A 16330-nucleotide genomic window follows, 5' to 3' on the forward strand; every position below is an offset into this window, starting at 1 on the left:
GCAAAAACCATAGCTAATGCTTATAAAATTCTTTCACAAGTAGTAGGTTATAATATATTAAATTCAAAAGATAGTTTTAGCATTTATTATATTGCAAATTTTCCACAAGGATATGAGTTTAATCGCCAAAGTATGCAAGTAGGAAAAATTTATAATACAAGCACTGATTATCTTAATGAAGAATTGCATTTTAATTTTAAAAATAATACAAATACTTTAATCAATAACTTATTTTTTTGTTAGCAATGGTGATAAAATGAAAGGAAAAACTGCAATAGATATACTTAACAATAACAATGGTGGAAAGGAAAATGTAAATATTGGAGTATTTTTTAATCCTAATGGTCAAAAATATACAAATAGTGATGGAACTATAAGCAAGGGTGGGATTTTGGTTACCATTGTAAATGCAAATATTTACACAAGAGAGTGAAACTACTTCTTGGGGTACATTTCAAGACTTTGATAAAAGCATGAGTTTATCGAAATTAAATGCTATGCGTTCAATAAAATCTAATGAGATTGTTTATCTTTTTGGCGACCCTGATACACAAGAAAGAATAAAAGAAGATATGAAAAACTATAAAGACCCCTTTAATTTATTGTTTGAAGAATTAAATAAACTAATAAAAAACAATTAGAAAAATTAAAAGAAACCAAGCAAAAAAATATATATAAAAATTTAAAACTAGTCAAATTTGACTAGTTTTTGTAGTTTTTAATAGCCTTTTGCAAAATTTCAACAGCTACTTCTTTGTCTTTAAAATCTTGTACCTTAACCCATTTGTTAGGTTCTAAAATTTTATAGGTTTCAAAGAAATTTTTAATCCTATCAAGAGTAGCCTTTGGTAAATCAGAAAGGGCGTTTATCTCTTTAAATCTAGCATCGATTTTATCACCTGGTACTGCTAAAAGCTTTTCATCCATACCACTTTCATCCTCCATTATCAAAACGCCTATTAGTTTACAAGGTATAACAGCCCCTGCTTGTACAGGGTATTCATTTAAAACTAAAATATCCACAGGATCGCCATCATCTGCTAGGGTATTTGCTATAAAACCATAGTTTGCAGGGTAAAAAACTGCACTTGGTACTACCCTATCTACAACTATAGCCCCACTTTCTTTATCTAGTTCGTATTTAACGTTTGAACCATAAGGAATTTCGATTATAGCATTGATTTTATTTGGGATATCGCCAATGCTAATCTTACTCAAATTCATCTTTTTTTCTCCTTTGTAATATATTCGTTTTTTATTTTCTCAACTACACCTTCTGCAATGTCAGTAAAAAGCCCACTAGCATCGCCACCAAAGGCACCAGCTTTTAAAGACGCATTTATGTCAAAACTGCCCCTACTTTCATCTTGTTGATTAAATAATTCTATACTTGCACTAACACTAGCCTCGCCAGCTCCAAAACCTACCGTATATCTAAGAAAACGATTGCCCTCATCATAATGTAAAATTTTACATTGGACAACTAAATCATCTCCATAAATTTTTTCTTCTTGCAACGTCTTATTGATTGCTTCTTGAAGATTTTGTTCTTCTTCGCTGGTTCCACAAGTAGCGCTAGCATACTCAAATTCCTTATAACTTTCTTCATAATTTACATTGTAAATCGTATAAGGCGTACAACCACTAACTAAAAATCCACCCCCCCCATTAGCATACAAGCTAAAATAAAACTTTTTTTCATTAACACTCCTTTTTTAAAAGTTTTTAAATTTTTTGAATTTTTTCAATTAAAATTTTCATATCATTAACAATAGGCTCAATAGCCCTTTCCCCATCTATAATAAAATGAAGTTTTTTCTTTTGGTAAAATTCCAAAATTTCATTTAAAGGCTGTGTATAAACTCTCATTCTATTATAAAAGACCTCTTCATTATCATCAGCCCCTCTATTTCTGCCTAAAACCCTATCCTTAGCTACTTCTTCACTTACACGTACTTCTATAACACCCTTTAATTCAATCTCGTTTTGTTCGCCTAAGACCTTATCAAATTCAAGCATTTGTTCCACGCTTCTTGGATAGCCATCTATAATAACTACCTTTGTAGGTGCGTTTTTAAGGGCTGTGACAATAGTATTTACAACCACTTCTAAGGGTACTAAATCGCCCTTTGAAATGAAACTATCTATTTTTTGACCCAACTCGCTACCATTAGCAACTTCAGCCCTTAATAAATCGCCCGTTGAATAGTGTGTAACATTTGCATCATTTTTTGCGATTAAACTAGCATCGGTAGTTTTTCCACTACCTGGTGCACCTATGATTAAGAATAATTCTTTCATTTGTTCTCCCTTATTTTAATTCCTAATTCCCTTAATGCTTCATTATTAGCAACGCTTGGTGCCCCTGTCATTAAACATTGTGCCTTTTGAGTTTTTGGAAAGGCAATTACCTCTCGAATGCTACTAGCATTAGAAATAAGCATTATCAATCTATCAAGCCCTATAGCAATGCCCCCGTGTGGAGGTGCCCCAAAGCTTAAAGCATCAAGTAAAAAGCCGAATTTATTTTTTTGTTCATTTTCATCTATATTTAAAAGTTTAAAAACCCTTTGTTGAATTTCATTTTTATGAATTCTTATACTTCCTCCACCAAGTTCAACACCATTTAAAACAATATCATAGGCAATTGATTCTATATCTTCTATATTAGCATCTAAATTTTTTGGCATGGTAAAAGGGTGATGCATGGCTGAAAAGCTACCATCATCATTTTCTTCAAACATAGGAAAATCCACAATCCAAATGAAATTTAATTCTTTTTCGTTTATTAATTTTAATTCTTGTGCTAGAAAATTTCTAAATCTACCCATATAATCAAGCACAACTTTTTTAGCACCAGCCCCAAAAAATACGACATCGCCAATCTCTAACTCACATCTTTTAACAAGTTCGTTTAAATCATTTTCACTAAAAAATTTACACAAAGGCCCCTTTAAGCCATCTTCTTTAACCTGTATAAAGGCTAAGCCTTGTGCTCCAAATTTACGCACAAATTCTTCAAATTTTTGCATTTGTCTTTTTGAAAATATAGTATCGCCCTTTGGAACCCTTAAAGCTTTGATTCTATTTTTCTTACTATCACTAGCAATTTTAGAAAAAATTTCATTATTAGAACGGGCAAATATATCGCACACATCAATAAATTTTAAATCAAATCTTAAATCAGGCTTATCGCTACCATAATTTTCCATAGCATCCTTATAAAGCATTTGTTTAAAAGGGGTTTGAATTTCCTTTCCACAAGCAATAAAAATATCCTTTAAAAAAGTTTCTGCTACCTTTATAATGTCTTTTTGTTCGCAAAAACTCATTTCAACATCAATTTGAGTAAATTCAGGCTGCCTATCAGCCCTTAAATCCTCGTCTCTGAAACATTTTGCGATTTGAAAATACTTATCAAACCCTGCACACATTAAAAGCTGTTTGAAAAGCTGCGGACTTTGTGGTAGGGCAAAAAATTCGCCTTGGTGAACTCTAGAAGGCACTAAATAATCCCTTGCACCTTCTGGCGTAGCCTTAGTTAAAATAGGCGTTTCAATCTCTAAAAAGCCCATATTTGCTAAGGAATTTCTAGCTGCTATGCAAACTTTAGAGCGTAGAAAAAAATTGTCGTATAATTTTGGATTTCTAAGGTCTAAAAAACGATATTTTAAACGAAGTTCTTCATTTACATTTTCATCGCCTATTGCAAAGGGTGGTAAAGCACTTTCATTTTCAATAATTAACTCATCAACCACAACTTCAATCTCGCCTGTTTTAAGCTTAGAATTTACTAAGCCCTCACCCCTTGGTCTAATTTTACCACTTACAATAAGAACAAATTCACTTCTAACTAGCGAGGCTGCTTCGTGTGCCTTAATGCTATCCTTTGGGTCACAAACTAATTGTATAAGCCCACTTCTATCACGCAAATCGATAAAAATCACGCCTCCATGGTCTCTATAACTATTTACCCACCCACAAAGTTTAACCTCCTTGCCAACATCGTTAATATCTAATTGTGTATTATAATGTGTACGCAATGTTTTTCCTTAATTGTGTAAAATTTTTAAAATAATTTTGAGATTATAGTATTTTTATTCTTTTGCTTTGCTAAGTTTTGATATAATTTTTAAATGCAAAATGAATTAGATTACAAAAATATACAAAAAATCGGTCTTGTAAGTAGAATAGGTACGAATTTAGATAAAGAAATTTTGTATTTAAATGAAATTTTAAAGGAAAAAAAAGTACAACTCCTGCTTTTAAAAAATTCTTCTTCTTTGAATTTACCTAGCTTTGAGATAGATGAATTATTTAAACAAAGTGATTTTGTTATATCTCTTGGAGGTGATGGTACCTTAATATCCTTATCAAAAAAGGCCTTTGAATTTAATAAGGCGATTTTAGGTATAAATGCTGGAAAATTAGGCTTTTTAACGGATTTTAAAGTAGAAAAGGCAAGGGAATTTTTTGATGAGTTTTTTATGGGTAAATTTAGGATAGAAAAGCCATTTATGCTTGATATTAGCCTAGAAAATGAAAAAGAAAAAATTCTAAAATATGCCTTTAATGATGTCTTCTTTTTTAGAGAACAAAATGTATCTATGGCACATTTTGAACTTTATAGAAATAATAAAATTTTTAATGAATACAATGGTGATGGGTTAATTGTGGCAACACCAGCAGGTTCAACTGCATATAATCTTAGTGCAAATGGTCCTATTGTTTATACCCTAGCACAAGTTTTTATACTAACTCCTATTTGTTCTCATTCTTTAACGCAAAGACCTATTGTTTTGCCAAAGGGTTTTGATTTAGAGGTTAGGGCTAAAAATTGTTTAATTAACATTGATGGGCATGAAAATTTTAAGGCTGATGATTTTAGTAAAATAAAAGTAGGATTAAGCGAAAAAAGTGTTTCTTTAATACATCCAAAAAGTAGAGATTATTTTCAAATTTTAAAAGAAAAATTACACTGGGGACATTAATGATAACGCATATTTTTATGAGAGAAAATTTAAGCTTTAAAAAGGTAGATTTAAAATTTGATAATGGACTTGTGGTATTTAGTGGGCTAAGTGGGGCTGGTAAATCTATACTTTTTAAGGGAATTTTATCTGCCTTTGGGCTTTGTGAAAATGATGCTAAATTTGTAGAACTTCAATTAAATGATGAGTTAAATTTGCAAGATTATGGGATATATGGCGAGGGTGAAAATACCTTTAAAATGCTTAAGGAAAAAAGCACAAAATATTTTATAAACAATCAAAACATAGCAAAAAAAAGCCTAGTAAGCCTTAGTAAGAATTTTGTAAAATATCTAAGTTCTAAGGAAAATAACGAATTTTCAAAGGAAAAATTTCTTTTTTTGCTTGATTGTTTGCAAATGCAAAAAGAGCCTATTTTTAAGGACTTTAAAGAGGAATTTATAAGTGATTTTAAAGAACTTAGTAAGATTAAAGATGAGCTTAAAAAAATAGAAAATGAAGAAAGGCAAATTTTAGAATTAAAAGAACTAGCCCAATCTCAAATAGAAAGAATTTCAAGTATAAATCCAAAAATAGGAGAATATGAAGAACTTCTAAGCCTTAAAAAAAGGCTTTCAAAAAAGGATAAGATAGAAGAAGCTTGGGCAAGGGCTGGGCATATTTTTGATTATGAAAGGGCTGTAATTGACGCATTAAATTTATGCGAGATTGATAATACCTTTTTTAGTGATTGTTTAAATGAATTAAGAATAATTGCCCAAAATCAAAATTTTGAAGAATTTGAGATGATAAATATAGAATCTATACTTGATAGAATCGAAGATTTATCTTACCTTATAAGACGTTATGAAAGCATTGAAAACGCCCTTTTAGTTTTAGATGAAAAGAAAAAAGAATTACTTCATTATGAAAATTTAAGCTTTGAAAAGGATGAATTGCAAAAAAAGCTTGAAAAATTAAAAGATATTGTAAATAAAAAAGCAAAAATTCTAAGCGACAAAAGAAAGGCAAATTTGCCTATTTTACAAGGCTTATTAAATGATTATCTTAAAAATCTTTATATGAAAAATGTAGAATTATGCCTTTTTGATGAAGAACTTAGCAGTCTTGGCAAGGATAATATAAGCTTAAATATCGATAAAACCATGCTTAAAAATTTAAGTTCTGGCGAGTTAAATAGGCTTAGACTTGCCTTTATAGCTACTGAATGTAAGATTACAAGCTATGGAAGTGGGATTATATTTTTAGATGAAATTGATGCAAATTTAAGTGGAAAAGAGGCAATGAGCGTAGCAAATGTATTAAATGAACTAGCTAAGTTTTATCAAATTTTTGCTATTTCTCACTTACCTCAACTTTCTTCAAGGGCACAAAATCACTTTTTAGTAGAAAAGATTAATAATGAAAGCTTTGTTAGAAAATTAAACAAGGATGAAAGGGCGAACGAACTTGCTAGAATGGTAAGTGGTGAGTTAGTAAGCGAAGAGGCCCTAAGCTTTGCAAAAACTTTATTAAATGAGTAAGGTGTAAGATGAAATTTAACAACGACATAACTAAGTTAAGATTAGGACCTCTAAATTTAAACGAATAAAAATTATTATTTTTGATTTTTAATAAGATAAAAAAAGCAGTAGCGTAACTATCACAGAGGTTGAATTATTAAAGATTATTGATCAAAATTTATCTAAATTGAATGATTTACTAGCAAGTATAAATGTTAAATTTTCAAAGGATAGTTTTAAAAAAAATCATAAAAACACAAAAGGGCTATACCTTAAAAACCTTCAATCTTTTTGATAGTTTTGTAATATCTAATAAACTTAAAAACATAGAAATTAAAGCAAATGAAAATTTGTCAATTTTAATTAAGGATTTAAAGACAATCTTTACAAGTAAGCAGTTAAGGGAATTTTTAAGCCTTAAAGATACATACGCTAAAATACTTTATATGATTTTAAAAAATTGTAAAGATAGTGGGGTTTGCAATAGCTTTAAGATAAAATGGCAAGATTTTAAAGAAATTTTTGCCGTGCCACAAAATTACACTAAAAAAGAACTTAGCAAATTTGTTTTAAAACTAGCCATTGACGAGCTTTCAAGCCCTAGACATATATTTAATCAAAACATAATTTTTAGAAATTTAAGCTTTGAAAAGGTCATTATTGTAAGAAAAATTGTAGGCATTAAATTCTTATGGACGCCTACTCATAATTAAATTCTTTTAATGCCCTTTCATAATCTTGCTTAGTATCAATGCCTATGCTTGTAGTTGAAATTTCAAGCATTTTTATCTTTTTACCATTTTCAATAGCCCTTAATTGTTCTAATTTTTCAGCCTTTTCAAGCAAAGACATAGGAAAAGCACAAAATTCTTTCAAAGCCTTAACACTATATGCATAAATTCCTAAATGCCCCTTAAAACTTTCGCTATAATTATCTCTTTCAAAGGGAATTTTTGCCCTTGAAAAATAAAGTCCAAAGCCAAATTTATCGCATACTACCTTTACTAAATTGCTATCTTGTGCAGCATCTTTATCGATTTTTTTAAAGCAACTTGCCATAAAGGCATCCTTATTTAAGCAAGAATGGGCAAATTCCTTAAATTTTCTTAAATTTTCTTCTTCTATAAAGGGTTCATCAGCTTGTACATTTATGATAATTTCATTTTCATTTAAGCCTAATTTTTGACAAACCTCATTAATTCTATCTGTACCACTTTCATGGTCCTTTCTTGTCAAAACTGCCTTAAAACCATAATCCTTAGCTATATTTAAAATCTTTTCATCATCCACGCCTATACAAACATCATCAACCCTTAAGGCTTTTTTTGCAGTGGCTATAAACATAGGGTATTGCCCTATTTTACATAAAATTTTTTCATTAAAGCGAGTTGATTTCAATCTAGCAGGTATAATAATCATTGCTTAATCCACCTTTTTATTTCATTTTCTAAATTTTCAATCTCATAAACTTCGTATTTTTGATTTTCCAATTCAAAAAGTTTTAAAATTTCATCCTTAACCTTGACATTAAATTTCTTTGCAAGTTCCATTAAATCAGCTCTCTCGTCCACGCTTTCTCTATCAAATAAAGCCTTTATCATACTTGGGGTAAATTTAGTCCATTCAGCAGTAGAAGTAATGATACTTGCCTCATTTTTATTCAAAAGCTTAAAACAAGTAGCAGTATGAGGGTCGATTAAAGAAAAATTTGAATTTATCACTTCCATACATTCTAAATCAGTGCTAAAATCAGCCTTAAATTCATTTTGCAAATTTTTTAATTCATCATTAGTTAAGCTAAAATGCCTTTCATTTTTTAAGCTAAGCATTAATTCATTAGTTCGTTTATCACCAAATTTATCAAACAAAAGTCTTTCTATATTTGAAGAAATTAATATATCCATAGCCGGTGAAATGGTCTTTTTCAAGCTTTTTCCCCTTAAATCATAAACGCCCTTATTGAAAAGCTCACTTAGGATATTATTCGCATTTGAAGCAATTTTTATAAGAGAAATTGGTGCACCCATTTTTTTAGCATAATACGCCCCAAGGGCGTTTCCAAAATTTCCACTAGGTATTATAATTTCAACATTTTCGCCAGTTTTTTCATTAACCTTTAAAGCAGCATAATAATGATAAATTATTTGAAATAATATACGACCAAAATTTATAGAATTTGCCGCACAAAGTTCATAACCTAAATCAGTTAAATAAGACTTAAAATCATCCTTTGCAAGAAAATTTTTTAAAATTCTTTGTGCGTCATCAAAATCACCATTGATAGCATAAACCTTTAAATTTACCTTATCCAAAGCCCTCATTTGCAATGCTTGAACCTTGCTTGTAGCATCATTTGGATACATACAAACTACCTTAATATTTTTTGAATTTTCAAAGCTTTTCAAAGTAGCAGGTCCTGTATCTCCACTTGTAGCACAGATTATTAATATCTTTTTATCCTTACTAAATTCATTTAAAAGAATGCCAAAGGGCACCAAGGCCATATCCTTAAAGGCACGAGTTGGCCCATGATAAAGCTCATTTATAAAGCATTTTTCATCAATTTGACTTAAATTTATAGGACAAGTACTATCATCAAAACACTCATAAGCCTTTAAAGCCTTTTTAAATAACTCATCATGCCCAAAATCAAAGCTTTGTATTAACTTAAAGGCAAAGTCAGCATAACTTAAATTTGCATAATCTTCACCCTTAAATTTTGGCAAACTTAAAGGCGTGTATAAGCCTCCGCTTTTAGCATTTGGGTTAATTAAAGCTTCCTTAAAACTTACTTGATTTTGCGAATTTCTACTTTCAACTAGCAACATTAAAACTCCTTATATAATTTTGTAATTTTTCCTTAAAATTCTCGCTTAAAATAATGCTTAATTCTATTATTTGACACTTAAATCCAAAATCCTTAACCTTAACAAAGTCCTTAAAGGTAAGCATTAGGGTATCGCAATTGTGCTTTTTAAGTAATATTTCTAACTCATCTTTTTTAAAGCTATAATGGTCATCAAAAAAATAACAAGCCCTAGCCTTACTGAAATGTTCGTTCAAACGAAAGGGCTTAGCAATGGCGGTTACTAAAATGGCCTTTGTGTTTTCCTTTGTGCTTGAATAACGATAAAAATCCTGACCTTCTTTTGCGATAAAATCAGCCCTCTTAGCAAAACTTAAAGGAAGTCTATAAGCCCCACTTGGCAATACAAAGTTAAAATAAGGCTTTACTTCGCTTTCTAACAAAATATCAAATTTTTTAATATGAAATTTAGAAAAGGCATCATCAAGCAAGATTAAATTTGCCCCCATTTCAATGGCCTTTTGTATGCCTTTAATTCTATCTTCACTTACTATTACACCTAAAATACTTTCTTCAAAGGCATACTCCATGGCCTCGTCGCCACTTTTTTCAACATTACAAAGTATTTTTTCAAATTTAACCACAACCAAACCCTTACTTTTTCTTTTATAACCTCTTAAAATTACAAAAATTTTTCTTTCCTTAAATTCCCTTGCAATTGCTTTACAAAGTGGCGTTTTGCCATTACCTCCAAAGCTTAAATTCCCAACGCTAATAATGGGTACAAAAAAACTTATTTTTTTTCTAAATTTAGTATTTAAAATAGCAATAATAGCATAAATCGCACTTAAAGGAAGACACAAAAAGGCTATAAATTTTTGAAAAAAATTTGGGTTAAAAAAATAGCTATCAAGCCAGGTCATAATTAAATCTTTGCAATAAGTGGAGTTTTAAGCTTAAAAGCATTTGCTTTTATCCTTGAATTTAGCATATTTAAAAGCCTTTTATCTATATTTTTTAAGCCCTTTTTATTCTTGCTAAGTAAGATTTTTAAGCCCTTATCAATGCTAGCATAAGAAAAGCCTAAATCATCTTCATCACTTTGTCCATCCCATAAATCAGCACTTGGGGCTTTTTCTATAAATTCATTTGGCAACTTTAAAAATCTAGCAAAATCATAAATTTCACTCTTAAAAAGTTTTCCTATAGGATTAAAAGCACAAGCTAAATCCCCATAAATCGTGCCATACCCTAGCATTAACTCGCTTTTATTTGAGGTACCTATAACTAAATAATTTTTCAAAGCAGAATAATCATAAAGCAAGGACATTCTAATCCTAGCAGCATAATTTCCTATGCGAATTTTATTTAAATCTTGACTTTCTTTGATAAAAGAATCTAAAATTCCTTGAATTTCAATGATTTTATAATCTACCTTTAAGCTTTCACAAAGATTAATCGCATCTTTTAAATTTGCTTGATTTGAACTTTTTGTTGGCATAATCAAGGCTAGTATATTTTCATTTAACGCCCTTTTGCAAAGTGTTAAAACAAGGGCTGAGTCAATTCCTCCACTAAGTCCTAAAATAACGCCCTTAGCACCAGCTTTTTTTACCCTTTTTTGTATGAAAAAAACTAGTTTTTTGTTTATTTTTTTATAGTCCATATCCAAGCCTTAATAAAAAAATTATATAATTATAATGATTTTTCTTTAAGGAAAGGCAATGCAAATTTTAAAAATGCCTTGTGGGGCTTATGCTACAAATTGTTATATTATAAAAAATGAAAACGGCGATATAGTAATTGATGCTGGGGTAAATGCCTTTGATTTTATAAGTAAAAATTCTTCAGATGTCAAGGCTATTTTAAACACTCACGGGCATTTTGACCATGTTTGGGACAATAATATAGTTAAAAAACATTTTAAAGCAGATATTTTTATACATAAAGATGATGAATTTATGCTAAATGACCCCTTTAATCAAGGCTTTGAAAAGAGTAAGGCTGATTTTTTAATAAGTGATGAAAATGAATTTATGATAAATAATTTAAAATTTAAATTTCACCATTTTCCAGGGCATACGCCAGGTTGTTGTATGATAGAACTTGTCGGAGAAAATTTAATGTTTAGCGGGGATTTTTTATTTTTAAAAAGCATAGGTAGGTGGGATTTTCCTTACTCAGATGCTACTTTAATGAAACAAAGCTTAGAAAGAGTGATGACTTATAAGGGTGATTTTCGCCTTTTACCAGGACATGGCGATGAGACAAGTTTAAGGGCGGAACAAAGGCACTTGAATGCTTGGCTTAGTTATTTTTAGGCTTAAAAATGAGTATTAATGAAATAATCTTATATTTTTTAATCTTTATAATCTGCTTTTCCTTACTTGGCTTTTTTTTCTCAAGAAAGCCAAAGGAAAAACCTACTTTTTATAATAGAATTTGTCCTTGTAGAAAAATGGCAGATGATGGCAGTTTAAGCAAAATTTGCATATATATAGGGGCGGCTACTTTTTTGTATAGTACAACTTATATAAGCTTAGCTAAATTCATAAACCCCTATATAAATTTAATCTTTTTACTATCTTTTATTTGCGTTTTTATAGGCTGGAAATTAAAGCTTAGCTAGATATTGCCTTATTTCTTCATTATATAAATAAACGCCTAAAACATTTTCAAATCTTGTACTATTTCCAGTAAATAGCTTAACTAGCATATCTCCCTTAGTTGATAATTTTTCAGCACCTAAAACCCAGCCATTCTTGCTTCATCCCTATCAGTTACCTTTAAACCAATTCTACCTTGTATATTGCTTAATAAGTCTGAGTCAAATAATTTTTTGCTTAATTTTTGATTACAAAAAATAAAATGAATCGACACGCTCCTACAAAGCTTAACCAAATTTATTATCCTTTCTAATAGGACATTATTACTAGTGAATAAATAACTAGCCTCGTCTATAAATATTACAATAGGTTCAAAGCCTTTATTTTCCTTTTTATCATCACTCCTTAAAACGCGAAGTGCTTCAACTTCATCCACATGTTTAAGCATATCATTTGCCTCGTGGTAAATTTTTATATTTTGTTTAAATATATCAAAATCCCCATCATTCTTACAATCATAAACATAAAGTTTAGCCATGCTTGTTTTAAGTAAATATAAAACCATGGTCTTTAAAAGAACAGATTTTCCACTTCCACTTGTACCAATTACAAAGAGGTGAGTACCATTTATATCCAAATATATAGACTTTTTATCTATATTAAAGCCTGTAAAAAGTGCTAAATCATAATTATTTGGATGATTATTTATGGCCAGTTCAAAGTCACTTTGCCCTAATTTTGTCCAATCTTCTTCTTTTTTGGAAATTTGTATTTGATAAGAACATTGCAAACTTAAATTATTTAAGGCAAAATAAAGTGCATTACTAATCCCTATAGCCTTAGCTAATTCTTCAAATCTATTTTAAAAATCCTTTAATCAGTAGAATCTAAAACCTTAAAGTCCTAGTAGGGCTTGGATAACCCTTGCCTATTAGATTAAACCAAAATTCATCTTGTAACTTAGGACTTACTTATATAACCTTAAAGGGAATTTTATGCTTTTTTGCGTGTGAATTATAGCTTTTATTATTTTTAATAAAAAATCATTTATATTTGGGGCTTCAACTAGGGTATTTGAAACTATTGCATAGCTTTGCCTTTGTTCATTTTTAGGCAAATTTGCAAGCATTTCATAAAACAATTACAAAGCACGGCTTGAATCATTACCACCACTAAAGGCTATAACAAAGGTCTTTTGCTTATATTTTGTGTATTTAGTATATATCTTGTATGGTTTGTTGTATATTTTCATTTAGGTTATTGTTTAACTCAACTATAGGTAAATTAGAAGATAAACAATCATAAATACTAGCATAATAAAAATTTAAATGTTCTAATCCTCTCCCCCATTTGCATTAAAGAATCAGCCATGTTTTTAGCTTTTTTCGCACTAGAACAAAGCAATACTAAGTCTTTTTTATTTTTAATCTTACTTATAAAATCAAAAATTTTTTCCTTGCTTTGAAAATGATAAGAATCTTTTAAGTGTGAATTATTGTAACTTTGAATTCCTCTTATATCTATAAAATAAAATTTATCATAATTTTGCTTAATTTCTGAAAGATTAGCCACGCTTACCAAAAGAAACTCCCTTAAACTACCACAGAAAAGCTTTCAACAAGCCTTTGTACTAATAAATGCCAACCATCAACCAAAACAAAGATTAAAAGCTTAAATGGTAAAGAAATCATACTAGGTGGTAACATCATCATACCCATAGCCATCAAAACAGAGGCCACTACCATATCAATAACCAAAAAAGGCAAATATATCAAAAAGCTTATTTCAAAGGCAGTTTTTAATTCTGAAACCATAAAGGCTGGAACTAGCACAGTTAAGGGTACATCATCAACACTTTGAGGATTTGGTAAATCACGAATTCTATAAAAAAGAGCTATATCTTTATCCCTTGTATTTCTTAGCATAAAATTTTTAAAGGGCTTAGAACCAAGTTCAAAGGCTTGTTCGTAGCCTATTTCTTCGGCTAAATAAGGCTTAACCCCATCATTATAAGCCTTGGTTGCAACAGGTTCCATTATAAAAAAGGTTAAAATAAGTGCTAGTGAGGTTAAAACCGTACCTGGAGGCATACTTTGCGTTCCCATTGCCTGTCTTAAAAATGAAAAAACCACAAGCAAACGCAAGAAAGAAGTCATCATAAAAACGATACTAGGGGCAAGGGCAAGTATAGTTAAAACTATGATTATATTAAGCGTTGTTACTAGTTGATTTGGCGTATCGGGTGCACTTAGGCTTAAATTAACAGTAGGAATAGTAACTTCCGGTGCAGCACATAAGACACTGATACTTGCAAAAAATACAAATAAAAAACGCAAAATCATAACCTTGAAATTTTTTAAAAAGCTATTTTAATATTTATCTACTGAAATTTAACTTTATTTTATTTAAAAAAATAATCATAACCCACCTTTAAAAGAGTGGCAAAAACTACTATTAAAAAAAGTGTTCTAATAAAATTTCCATTTGTTTTTAAAACTAGCTTTGAACCCAAAAATGCCCCTATAATCTGCCCCAATCCCATTAAAATTCCAACTATCCAAAGGACCTTATAAGCATATAAAAAAAAGGCAAGTGAAACTACATTGCTAGTAAAATTTAAGCTTTTTGTATTAATGCTTGCATTTTTCATATCAAGCCCTAGAAAAATAACACAGGCAAATATCCAAAACGACCCTGTCCCAGGTCCTAAAAAGCCATCATAAAAGCCTAAAAGCAAACCTGCTATTAAGTGAAAAATTTTTATATTTTTTACCTTCATTTCGCCCTTATGTTTTCCTAAATTTGGCTTTAAGGCAGTGTATAAAAAGGTAAGTGCTAAAAAAACTAGGATTATTAATTTTAAGTATTTATCATTTATGAGTAAAACACAAAAGACCCCTAAAAATGCCCCAAGTGCTGTAAAAAAAACAGCCCAACCTAAAAAGGCTAAATTCATAGACTTATAATAAGTAAGAGTTGCAGTAAATGAACCAAAAACGCTTTGAAGTTTATTTGTAGCTAGAGATAGATGTGCAGGAATTCCACAAGCTATTAAAGCAGGCAAGGTTATAAGCCCTCCACCTCCTACTATTGAGTCTATAAAACCCGCAAAAAGTGCTATAAAAAATAAAATAAAATAATAAATAAGTGCTAAATTTTCAAAATCTTCCAAACAAAATAACCTATAAGATTACAAGACATTTTATTTTTTCTTGTAATCCTTTACTATTTTATTGATTTTCTTACTAGCCTTATTATAATCTCCATCTTTTAACTCTTCAAGAGCCTTTACAGCAAAATCAAAATCATCAGAAGAGATATCTTCTTGACTAGCTTCTTCGTGTATATCCTTTACTAATTTATCAATCTTCTTGCTAGCCTTATTATAATCTCCATCTTTTAACTCTTCAAGGGCATTTATAGCAGTAGAAAAATCTTGCATATCATCTAAAAAGGCGGTTACCGCCTCTCTAATAATAACAGATTTTGGTTTTCCAAGCTTTTTACTTACTTTATCAAGTTTATTTTTAAGTTCTTCTGGCAACCTTAAAGAATACATCTTTGTTTCTTTTCTCATCACTACTTCCTTTATTTTAGTATTTAAGCTTGTTTTTTATAAAATCTAATTGATGCCCCACAAGTTTTACAAGTAAAAACTTTACCCTGTATATCTATCTTTTTATGAATTCCGTATGGTACGTCGTGAATCTTACCAGCACAATCGCAAGTATATAGATAAAACTCAGCCACAGTATCTTCCTCGCTTGTTTCAAAGCTTACCTCGCCACCATCATCAGTAGCTAAGGCCTCGCGTCTCCATTTTGCAACCTTCATATCTTCGTATAAAATATGCTCTAAAAGCCATTTTTTAGCTATAACATAAAGCTTTTCTTTTAAATCATTTGTTGATTTTATATCTTTTATAAGATTTATCATCATTTGTATAATTTCTTTATGAATTTTGCGATGTTCTTCAAGACCAGGAAAATCTATAAGTTGCATATATTTTTCCTCATCGCTAAAATGGTCCTTCATGTAATTAAAAAATTCAGCCAAAAGCTCCTTAACCTCAACCTTACTTACAGCTCTATCTGAAATATTTTCAACCTTAGCAGCTAACTCAAAAAGCTTTTTGTGTTGTTCATCCACCTTAGCATTATGAACGCTAAAGCTATTGTCCCATCTTGGTAACATTGTATGTTCCTTAATACAAGATTTAAAATAACCATTATAGCATAAAATCAAAATTTTAAAGAAAGATTTTTAAAATAAAAGCCTTTTATTAACTAAAAATTTATACTTTGTTAGAAAATTTAAGCCAAAAAATTAACGGCTTAAATTTAAAGTAGAAAGAAGTCATAAAAGGCATTATTAAAGATTTTAATTTTTAAAAAATTAATTAAATTTTAATAATGCAAATTTGTA

The 16330-nt window shown here is 29.9% G+C and carries 21 protein-coding genes and 2 pseudogenes; 8 read left to right on the plus strand and 15 right to left on the minus strand.

Translation table 11 applies throughout. The annotated features are described in order from the left end of the window. The 3 genes and pseudogenes from FMM58_RS08700 to FMM58_RS05310 form a co-directional block, all read left to right on the plus strand. Positions 1 to 243 (plus strand): annotated as a pseudogene (locus FMM58_RS08700) (hypothetical protein); the annotation flags it as partial. A 13-nt stretch (positions 244 to 256) separates the two neighbouring features. Beyond that, positions 257 to 433, plus strand: coding sequence for a hypothetical protein (locus FMM58_RS08705; RefSeq protein ID WP_190317951.1), 177 nt, complete (start codon positions 257 to 259; stop codon positions 431 to 433). Further along, positions 408 to 641 carry a hypothetical protein gene (locus tag FMM58_RS05310; RefSeq protein WP_150151739.1) on the plus strand — a complete coding sequence of 78 codons (234 nt, stop codon included), beginning with the start codon at positions 408 to 410 and terminating at the stop codon, positions 639 to 641. Before FMM58_RS08705 ends, FMM58_RS05310 begins: the two co-directional genes overlap by 26 nt. Before the next feature lie 61 nt (positions 642 to 702). Here the strand turns inward: FMM58_RS05310 and ppa are convergent, their stop codons facing one another. Genes ppa through aspS form a run of 4 tightly spaced genes read right to left on the minus strand, consistent with a single transcriptional unit; the run spans position 703 to position 4043 of the window. Beyond that, complete coding sequence (gene ppa, locus FMM58_RS05315; protein ID WP_150141703.1) at positions 703 to 1224, minus strand: inorganic diphosphatase; 522 nt, start codon at positions 1222 to 1224, stop codon at positions 703 to 705. Then, positions 1221 to 1679, minus strand: a complete 459-nt coding sequence (locus tag FMM58_RS05320) for a DUF4410 domain-containing protein (RefSeq protein WP_150180478.1) — start codon at positions 1677 to 1679, stop codon at positions 1221 to 1223. The genes ppa and FMM58_RS05320 overlap by 4 nt, the downstream gene beginning before the upstream one ends. A 46-nt stretch (positions 1680 to 1725) precedes the next feature. Continuing rightward, positions 1726 to 2301, minus strand: coding sequence for an adenylate kinase (locus tag FMM58_RS05325; protein WP_150141705.1), 576 nt, complete (start codon positions 2299 to 2301; stop codon positions 1726 to 1728). Continuing rightward, positions 2298 to 4043 (minus strand): aspartate--tRNA ligase, encoded by a 1746-nt coding sequence (gene aspS, locus FMM58_RS05330; RefSeq protein ID WP_150141706.1) that lies wholly within the window; start codon positions 4041 to 4043, stop codon positions 2298 to 2300. The genes FMM58_RS05325 and aspS overlap by 4 nt, the downstream gene beginning before the upstream one ends. A 93-nt stretch (positions 4044 to 4136) precedes the next feature. On the opposite strand from aspS, the gene FMM58_RS05335 reads away from it, so the two are divergent. From FMM58_RS05335 to FMM58_RS05345, 3 genes are all read left to right on the plus strand, one after another. Continuing rightward, positions 4137 to 4991 carry an NAD(+) kinase gene (locus FMM58_RS05335; RefSeq protein ID WP_150141707.1) on the plus strand — a complete coding sequence of 285 codons (855 nt, stop codon included), beginning with the start codon at positions 4137 to 4139 and terminating at the stop codon, positions 4989 to 4991. After that, positions 4991 to 6514, plus strand: coding sequence for an AAA family ATPase (locus FMM58_RS05340; RefSeq protein WP_150151733.1), 1524 nt, complete (start codon positions 4991 to 4993; stop codon positions 6512 to 6514). Before FMM58_RS05335 ends, FMM58_RS05340 begins: the two co-directional genes overlap by 1 nt. Before the next feature lie 191 nt (positions 6515 to 6705). Beyond that, complete coding sequence (locus FMM58_RS05345) at positions 6706 to 7206, plus strand: replication initiation protein (protein WP_150141709.1); 501 nt, start codon at positions 6706 to 6708, stop codon at positions 7204 to 7206. Here the strand turns inward: FMM58_RS05345 and kdsB are convergent. Genes kdsB through FMM58_RS05365 form a run of 4 tightly spaced genes read right to left on the minus strand, consistent with a single transcriptional unit; the run spans position 7193 to position 10965 of the window. Further along, on the minus strand, positions 7193 to 7912 hold the full coding sequence (gene kdsB, locus FMM58_RS05350) for a 3-deoxy-manno-octulosonate cytidylyltransferase (RefSeq protein ID WP_150141710.1): 720 nt from the start codon (positions 7910 to 7912) through the stop codon (positions 7193 to 7195). The genes FMM58_RS05345 and kdsB overlap by 14 nt on opposite strands. Next, positions 7909 to 9321 (minus strand): threonine synthase, encoded by a 1413-nt coding sequence (gene thrC / locus FMM58_RS05355; protein ID WP_150141711.1) that lies wholly within the window; start codon positions 9319 to 9321, stop codon positions 7909 to 7911. Before thrC ends, kdsB begins: the two co-directional genes overlap by 4 nt. Next, a complete protein-coding gene (locus FMM58_RS05360; RefSeq protein WP_150141712.1) occupies positions 9308 to 10222 on the minus strand; it encodes a tetraacyldisaccharide 4'-kinase in 915 nt (304 codons plus the stop codon). The genes thrC and FMM58_RS05360 overlap by 14 nt, the downstream gene beginning before the upstream one ends. 2 nt (positions 10223 to 10224) lie before the next feature. Next, positions 10225 to 10965, minus strand: coding sequence for an NAD+ synthase (locus tag FMM58_RS05365; protein ID WP_150141713.1), 741 nt, complete (start codon positions 10963 to 10965; stop codon positions 10225 to 10227). Positions 10966 to 11023: 58 nt separating this feature from the next. Here FMM58_RS05365 and FMM58_RS05370 point away from each other — a divergent pair, with 58 nt between their 5' ends. Together FMM58_RS05370 and FMM58_RS05375 are read left to right on the plus strand one after the other, a co-directional pair. Then, positions 11024 to 11620: an MBL fold metallo-hydrolase gene (locus FMM58_RS05370; RefSeq protein WP_150180479.1), complete on the plus strand. Its 597-nt coding sequence runs from the start codon at positions 11024 to 11026 to the stop codon at positions 11618 to 11620. Between the two features lie 8 nt (positions 11621 to 11628). Continuing rightward, positions 11629 to 11928: a hypothetical protein gene (locus FMM58_RS05375; protein WP_150141715.1), complete on the plus strand. Its 300-nt coding sequence runs from the start codon at positions 11629 to 11631 to the stop codon at positions 11926 to 11928. Between the two features lie 116 nt (positions 11929 to 12044). Here the strand turns inward: FMM58_RS05375 and FMM58_RS05380 are convergent, their stop codons facing one another. The 7 genes and pseudogenes from FMM58_RS05380 to FMM58_RS05405 form a co-directional block, all read right to left on the minus strand. Further along, positions 12045 to 12695 (minus strand): FtsK/SpoIIIE domain-containing protein, encoded by a 651-nt coding sequence (locus FMM58_RS05380; RefSeq protein ID WP_190317952.1) that lies wholly within the window; start codon positions 12693 to 12695, stop codon positions 12045 to 12047. Positions 12696 to 12872: 177 nt separating this feature from the next. Continuing rightward, the gene (locus FMM58_RS08710) at positions 12873 to 13046 is read right to left on the minus strand and encodes a hypothetical protein (protein ID WP_190317953.1); all 174 of its coding nucleotides are present in this window, start codon (positions 13044 to 13046) and stop codon (positions 12873 to 12875) included. 167 nt (positions 13047 to 13213) lie between these two features. After that, on the minus strand, positions 13214 to 13477 hold the full coding sequence (locus FMM58_RS05385; protein WP_223810455.1) for a rhodanese-like domain-containing protein: 264 nt from the start codon (positions 13475 to 13477) through the stop codon (positions 13214 to 13216). A gap of 20 nt (positions 13478 to 13497) precedes the next feature. Next, entirely contained in the window at positions 13498 to 14247 is a 750-nt protein-coding gene (gene fliP / locus FMM58_RS05390) for a flagellar type III secretion system pore protein FliP (RefSeq protein ID WP_150141718.1), read from the minus strand. Positions 14248 to 14306: 59 nt separating this feature from the next. Then, positions 14307 to 15077 carry a TSUP family transporter gene (locus tag FMM58_RS05395; protein ID WP_150180482.1) on the minus strand — a complete coding sequence of 257 codons (771 nt, stop codon included), beginning with the start codon at positions 15075 to 15077 and terminating at the stop codon, positions 14307 to 14309. 165 nt (positions 15078 to 15242) lie between these two features. Continuing rightward, positions 15243 to 15482: pseudogene (locus FMM58_RS09240) on the minus strand (ribbon-helix-helix protein, CopG family); the annotation flags it as partial. A gap of 23 nt (positions 15483 to 15505) precedes the next feature. Next, a complete protein-coding gene (locus FMM58_RS05405) occupies positions 15506 to 16099 on the minus strand; it encodes a bacteriohemerythrin (protein WP_150141721.1) in 594 nt (197 codons plus the stop codon). Positions 16100 to 16330: the final 231 nt, after the last annotated feature.

The sequence above is a fragment of the Campylobacter sp. LR291e genome (assembly GCF_008633915.1).
GTDB lineage: Bacteria > Campylobacterota > Campylobacteria > Campylobacterales > Campylobacteraceae > Campylobacter_D.

Coding starts and splice junctions, on each gene's coding strand:
- FMM58_RS08705 (WP_190317951.1), top strand. CDS start 257: ATGAAAGGAAAAACTGCAATAGATATACTTAACAATAACAATGGTGGA.
- FMM58_RS05310 (WP_150151739.1), top strand. CDS start 408: ATGCAAATATTTACACAAGAGAGTGAAACTACTTCTTGGGGTACATTT.
- ppa (WP_150141703.1), bottom strand. CDS start 1,224: ATGAATTTGAGTAAGATTAGCATTGGCGATATCCCAAATAAAATCAAT.
- FMM58_RS05325 (WP_150141705.1), bottom strand. CDS start 2,301: ATGAAAGAATTATTCTTAATCATAGGTGCACCAGGTAGTGGAAAAACT.
- FMM58_RS05335 (WP_150141707.1), top strand. CDS start 4,137: ATGCAAAATGAATTAGATTACAAAAATATACAAAAAATCGGTCTTGTA.
- FMM58_RS05340 (WP_150151733.1), top strand. CDS start 4,991: ATGATAACGCATATTTTTATGAGAGAAAATTTAAGCTTTAAAAAGGTA.
- FMM58_RS05345 (WP_150141709.1), top strand. CDS start 6,706: ATGTTAAATTTTCAAAGGATAGTTTTAAAAAAAATCATAAAAACACAA.
- kdsB (WP_150141710.1), bottom strand. CDS start 7,912: ATGATTATTATACCTGCTAGATTGAAATCAACTCGCTTTAATGAAAAA.
- thrC (WP_150141711.1), bottom strand. CDS start 9,321: ATGTTGCTAGTTGAAAGTAGAAATTCGCAAAATCAAGTAAGTTTTAAG.
- FMM58_RS05360 (WP_150141712.1), bottom strand. CDS start 10,222: ATGACCTGGCTTGATAGCTATTTTTTTAACCCAAATTTTTTTCAAAAA.
- FMM58_RS05365 (WP_150141713.1), bottom strand. CDS start 10,965: ATGGACTATAAAAAAATAAACAAAAAACTAGTTTTTTTCATACAAAAA.
- FMM58_RS05370 (WP_150180479.1), top strand. CDS start 11,024: ATGCAAATTTTAAAAATGCCTTGTGGGGCTTATGCTACAAATTGTTAT.
- FMM58_RS05375 (WP_150141715.1), top strand. CDS start 11,629: ATGAGTATTAATGAAATAATCTTATATTTTTTAATCTTTATAATCTGC.
- fliP (WP_150141718.1), bottom strand. CDS start 14,247: ATGATTTTGCGTTTTTTATTTGTATTTTTTGCAAGTATCAGTGTCTTA.
- FMM58_RS05405 (WP_150141721.1), bottom strand. CDS start 16,099: ATGTTACCAAGATGGGACAATAGCTTTAGCGTTCATAATGCTAAGGTG.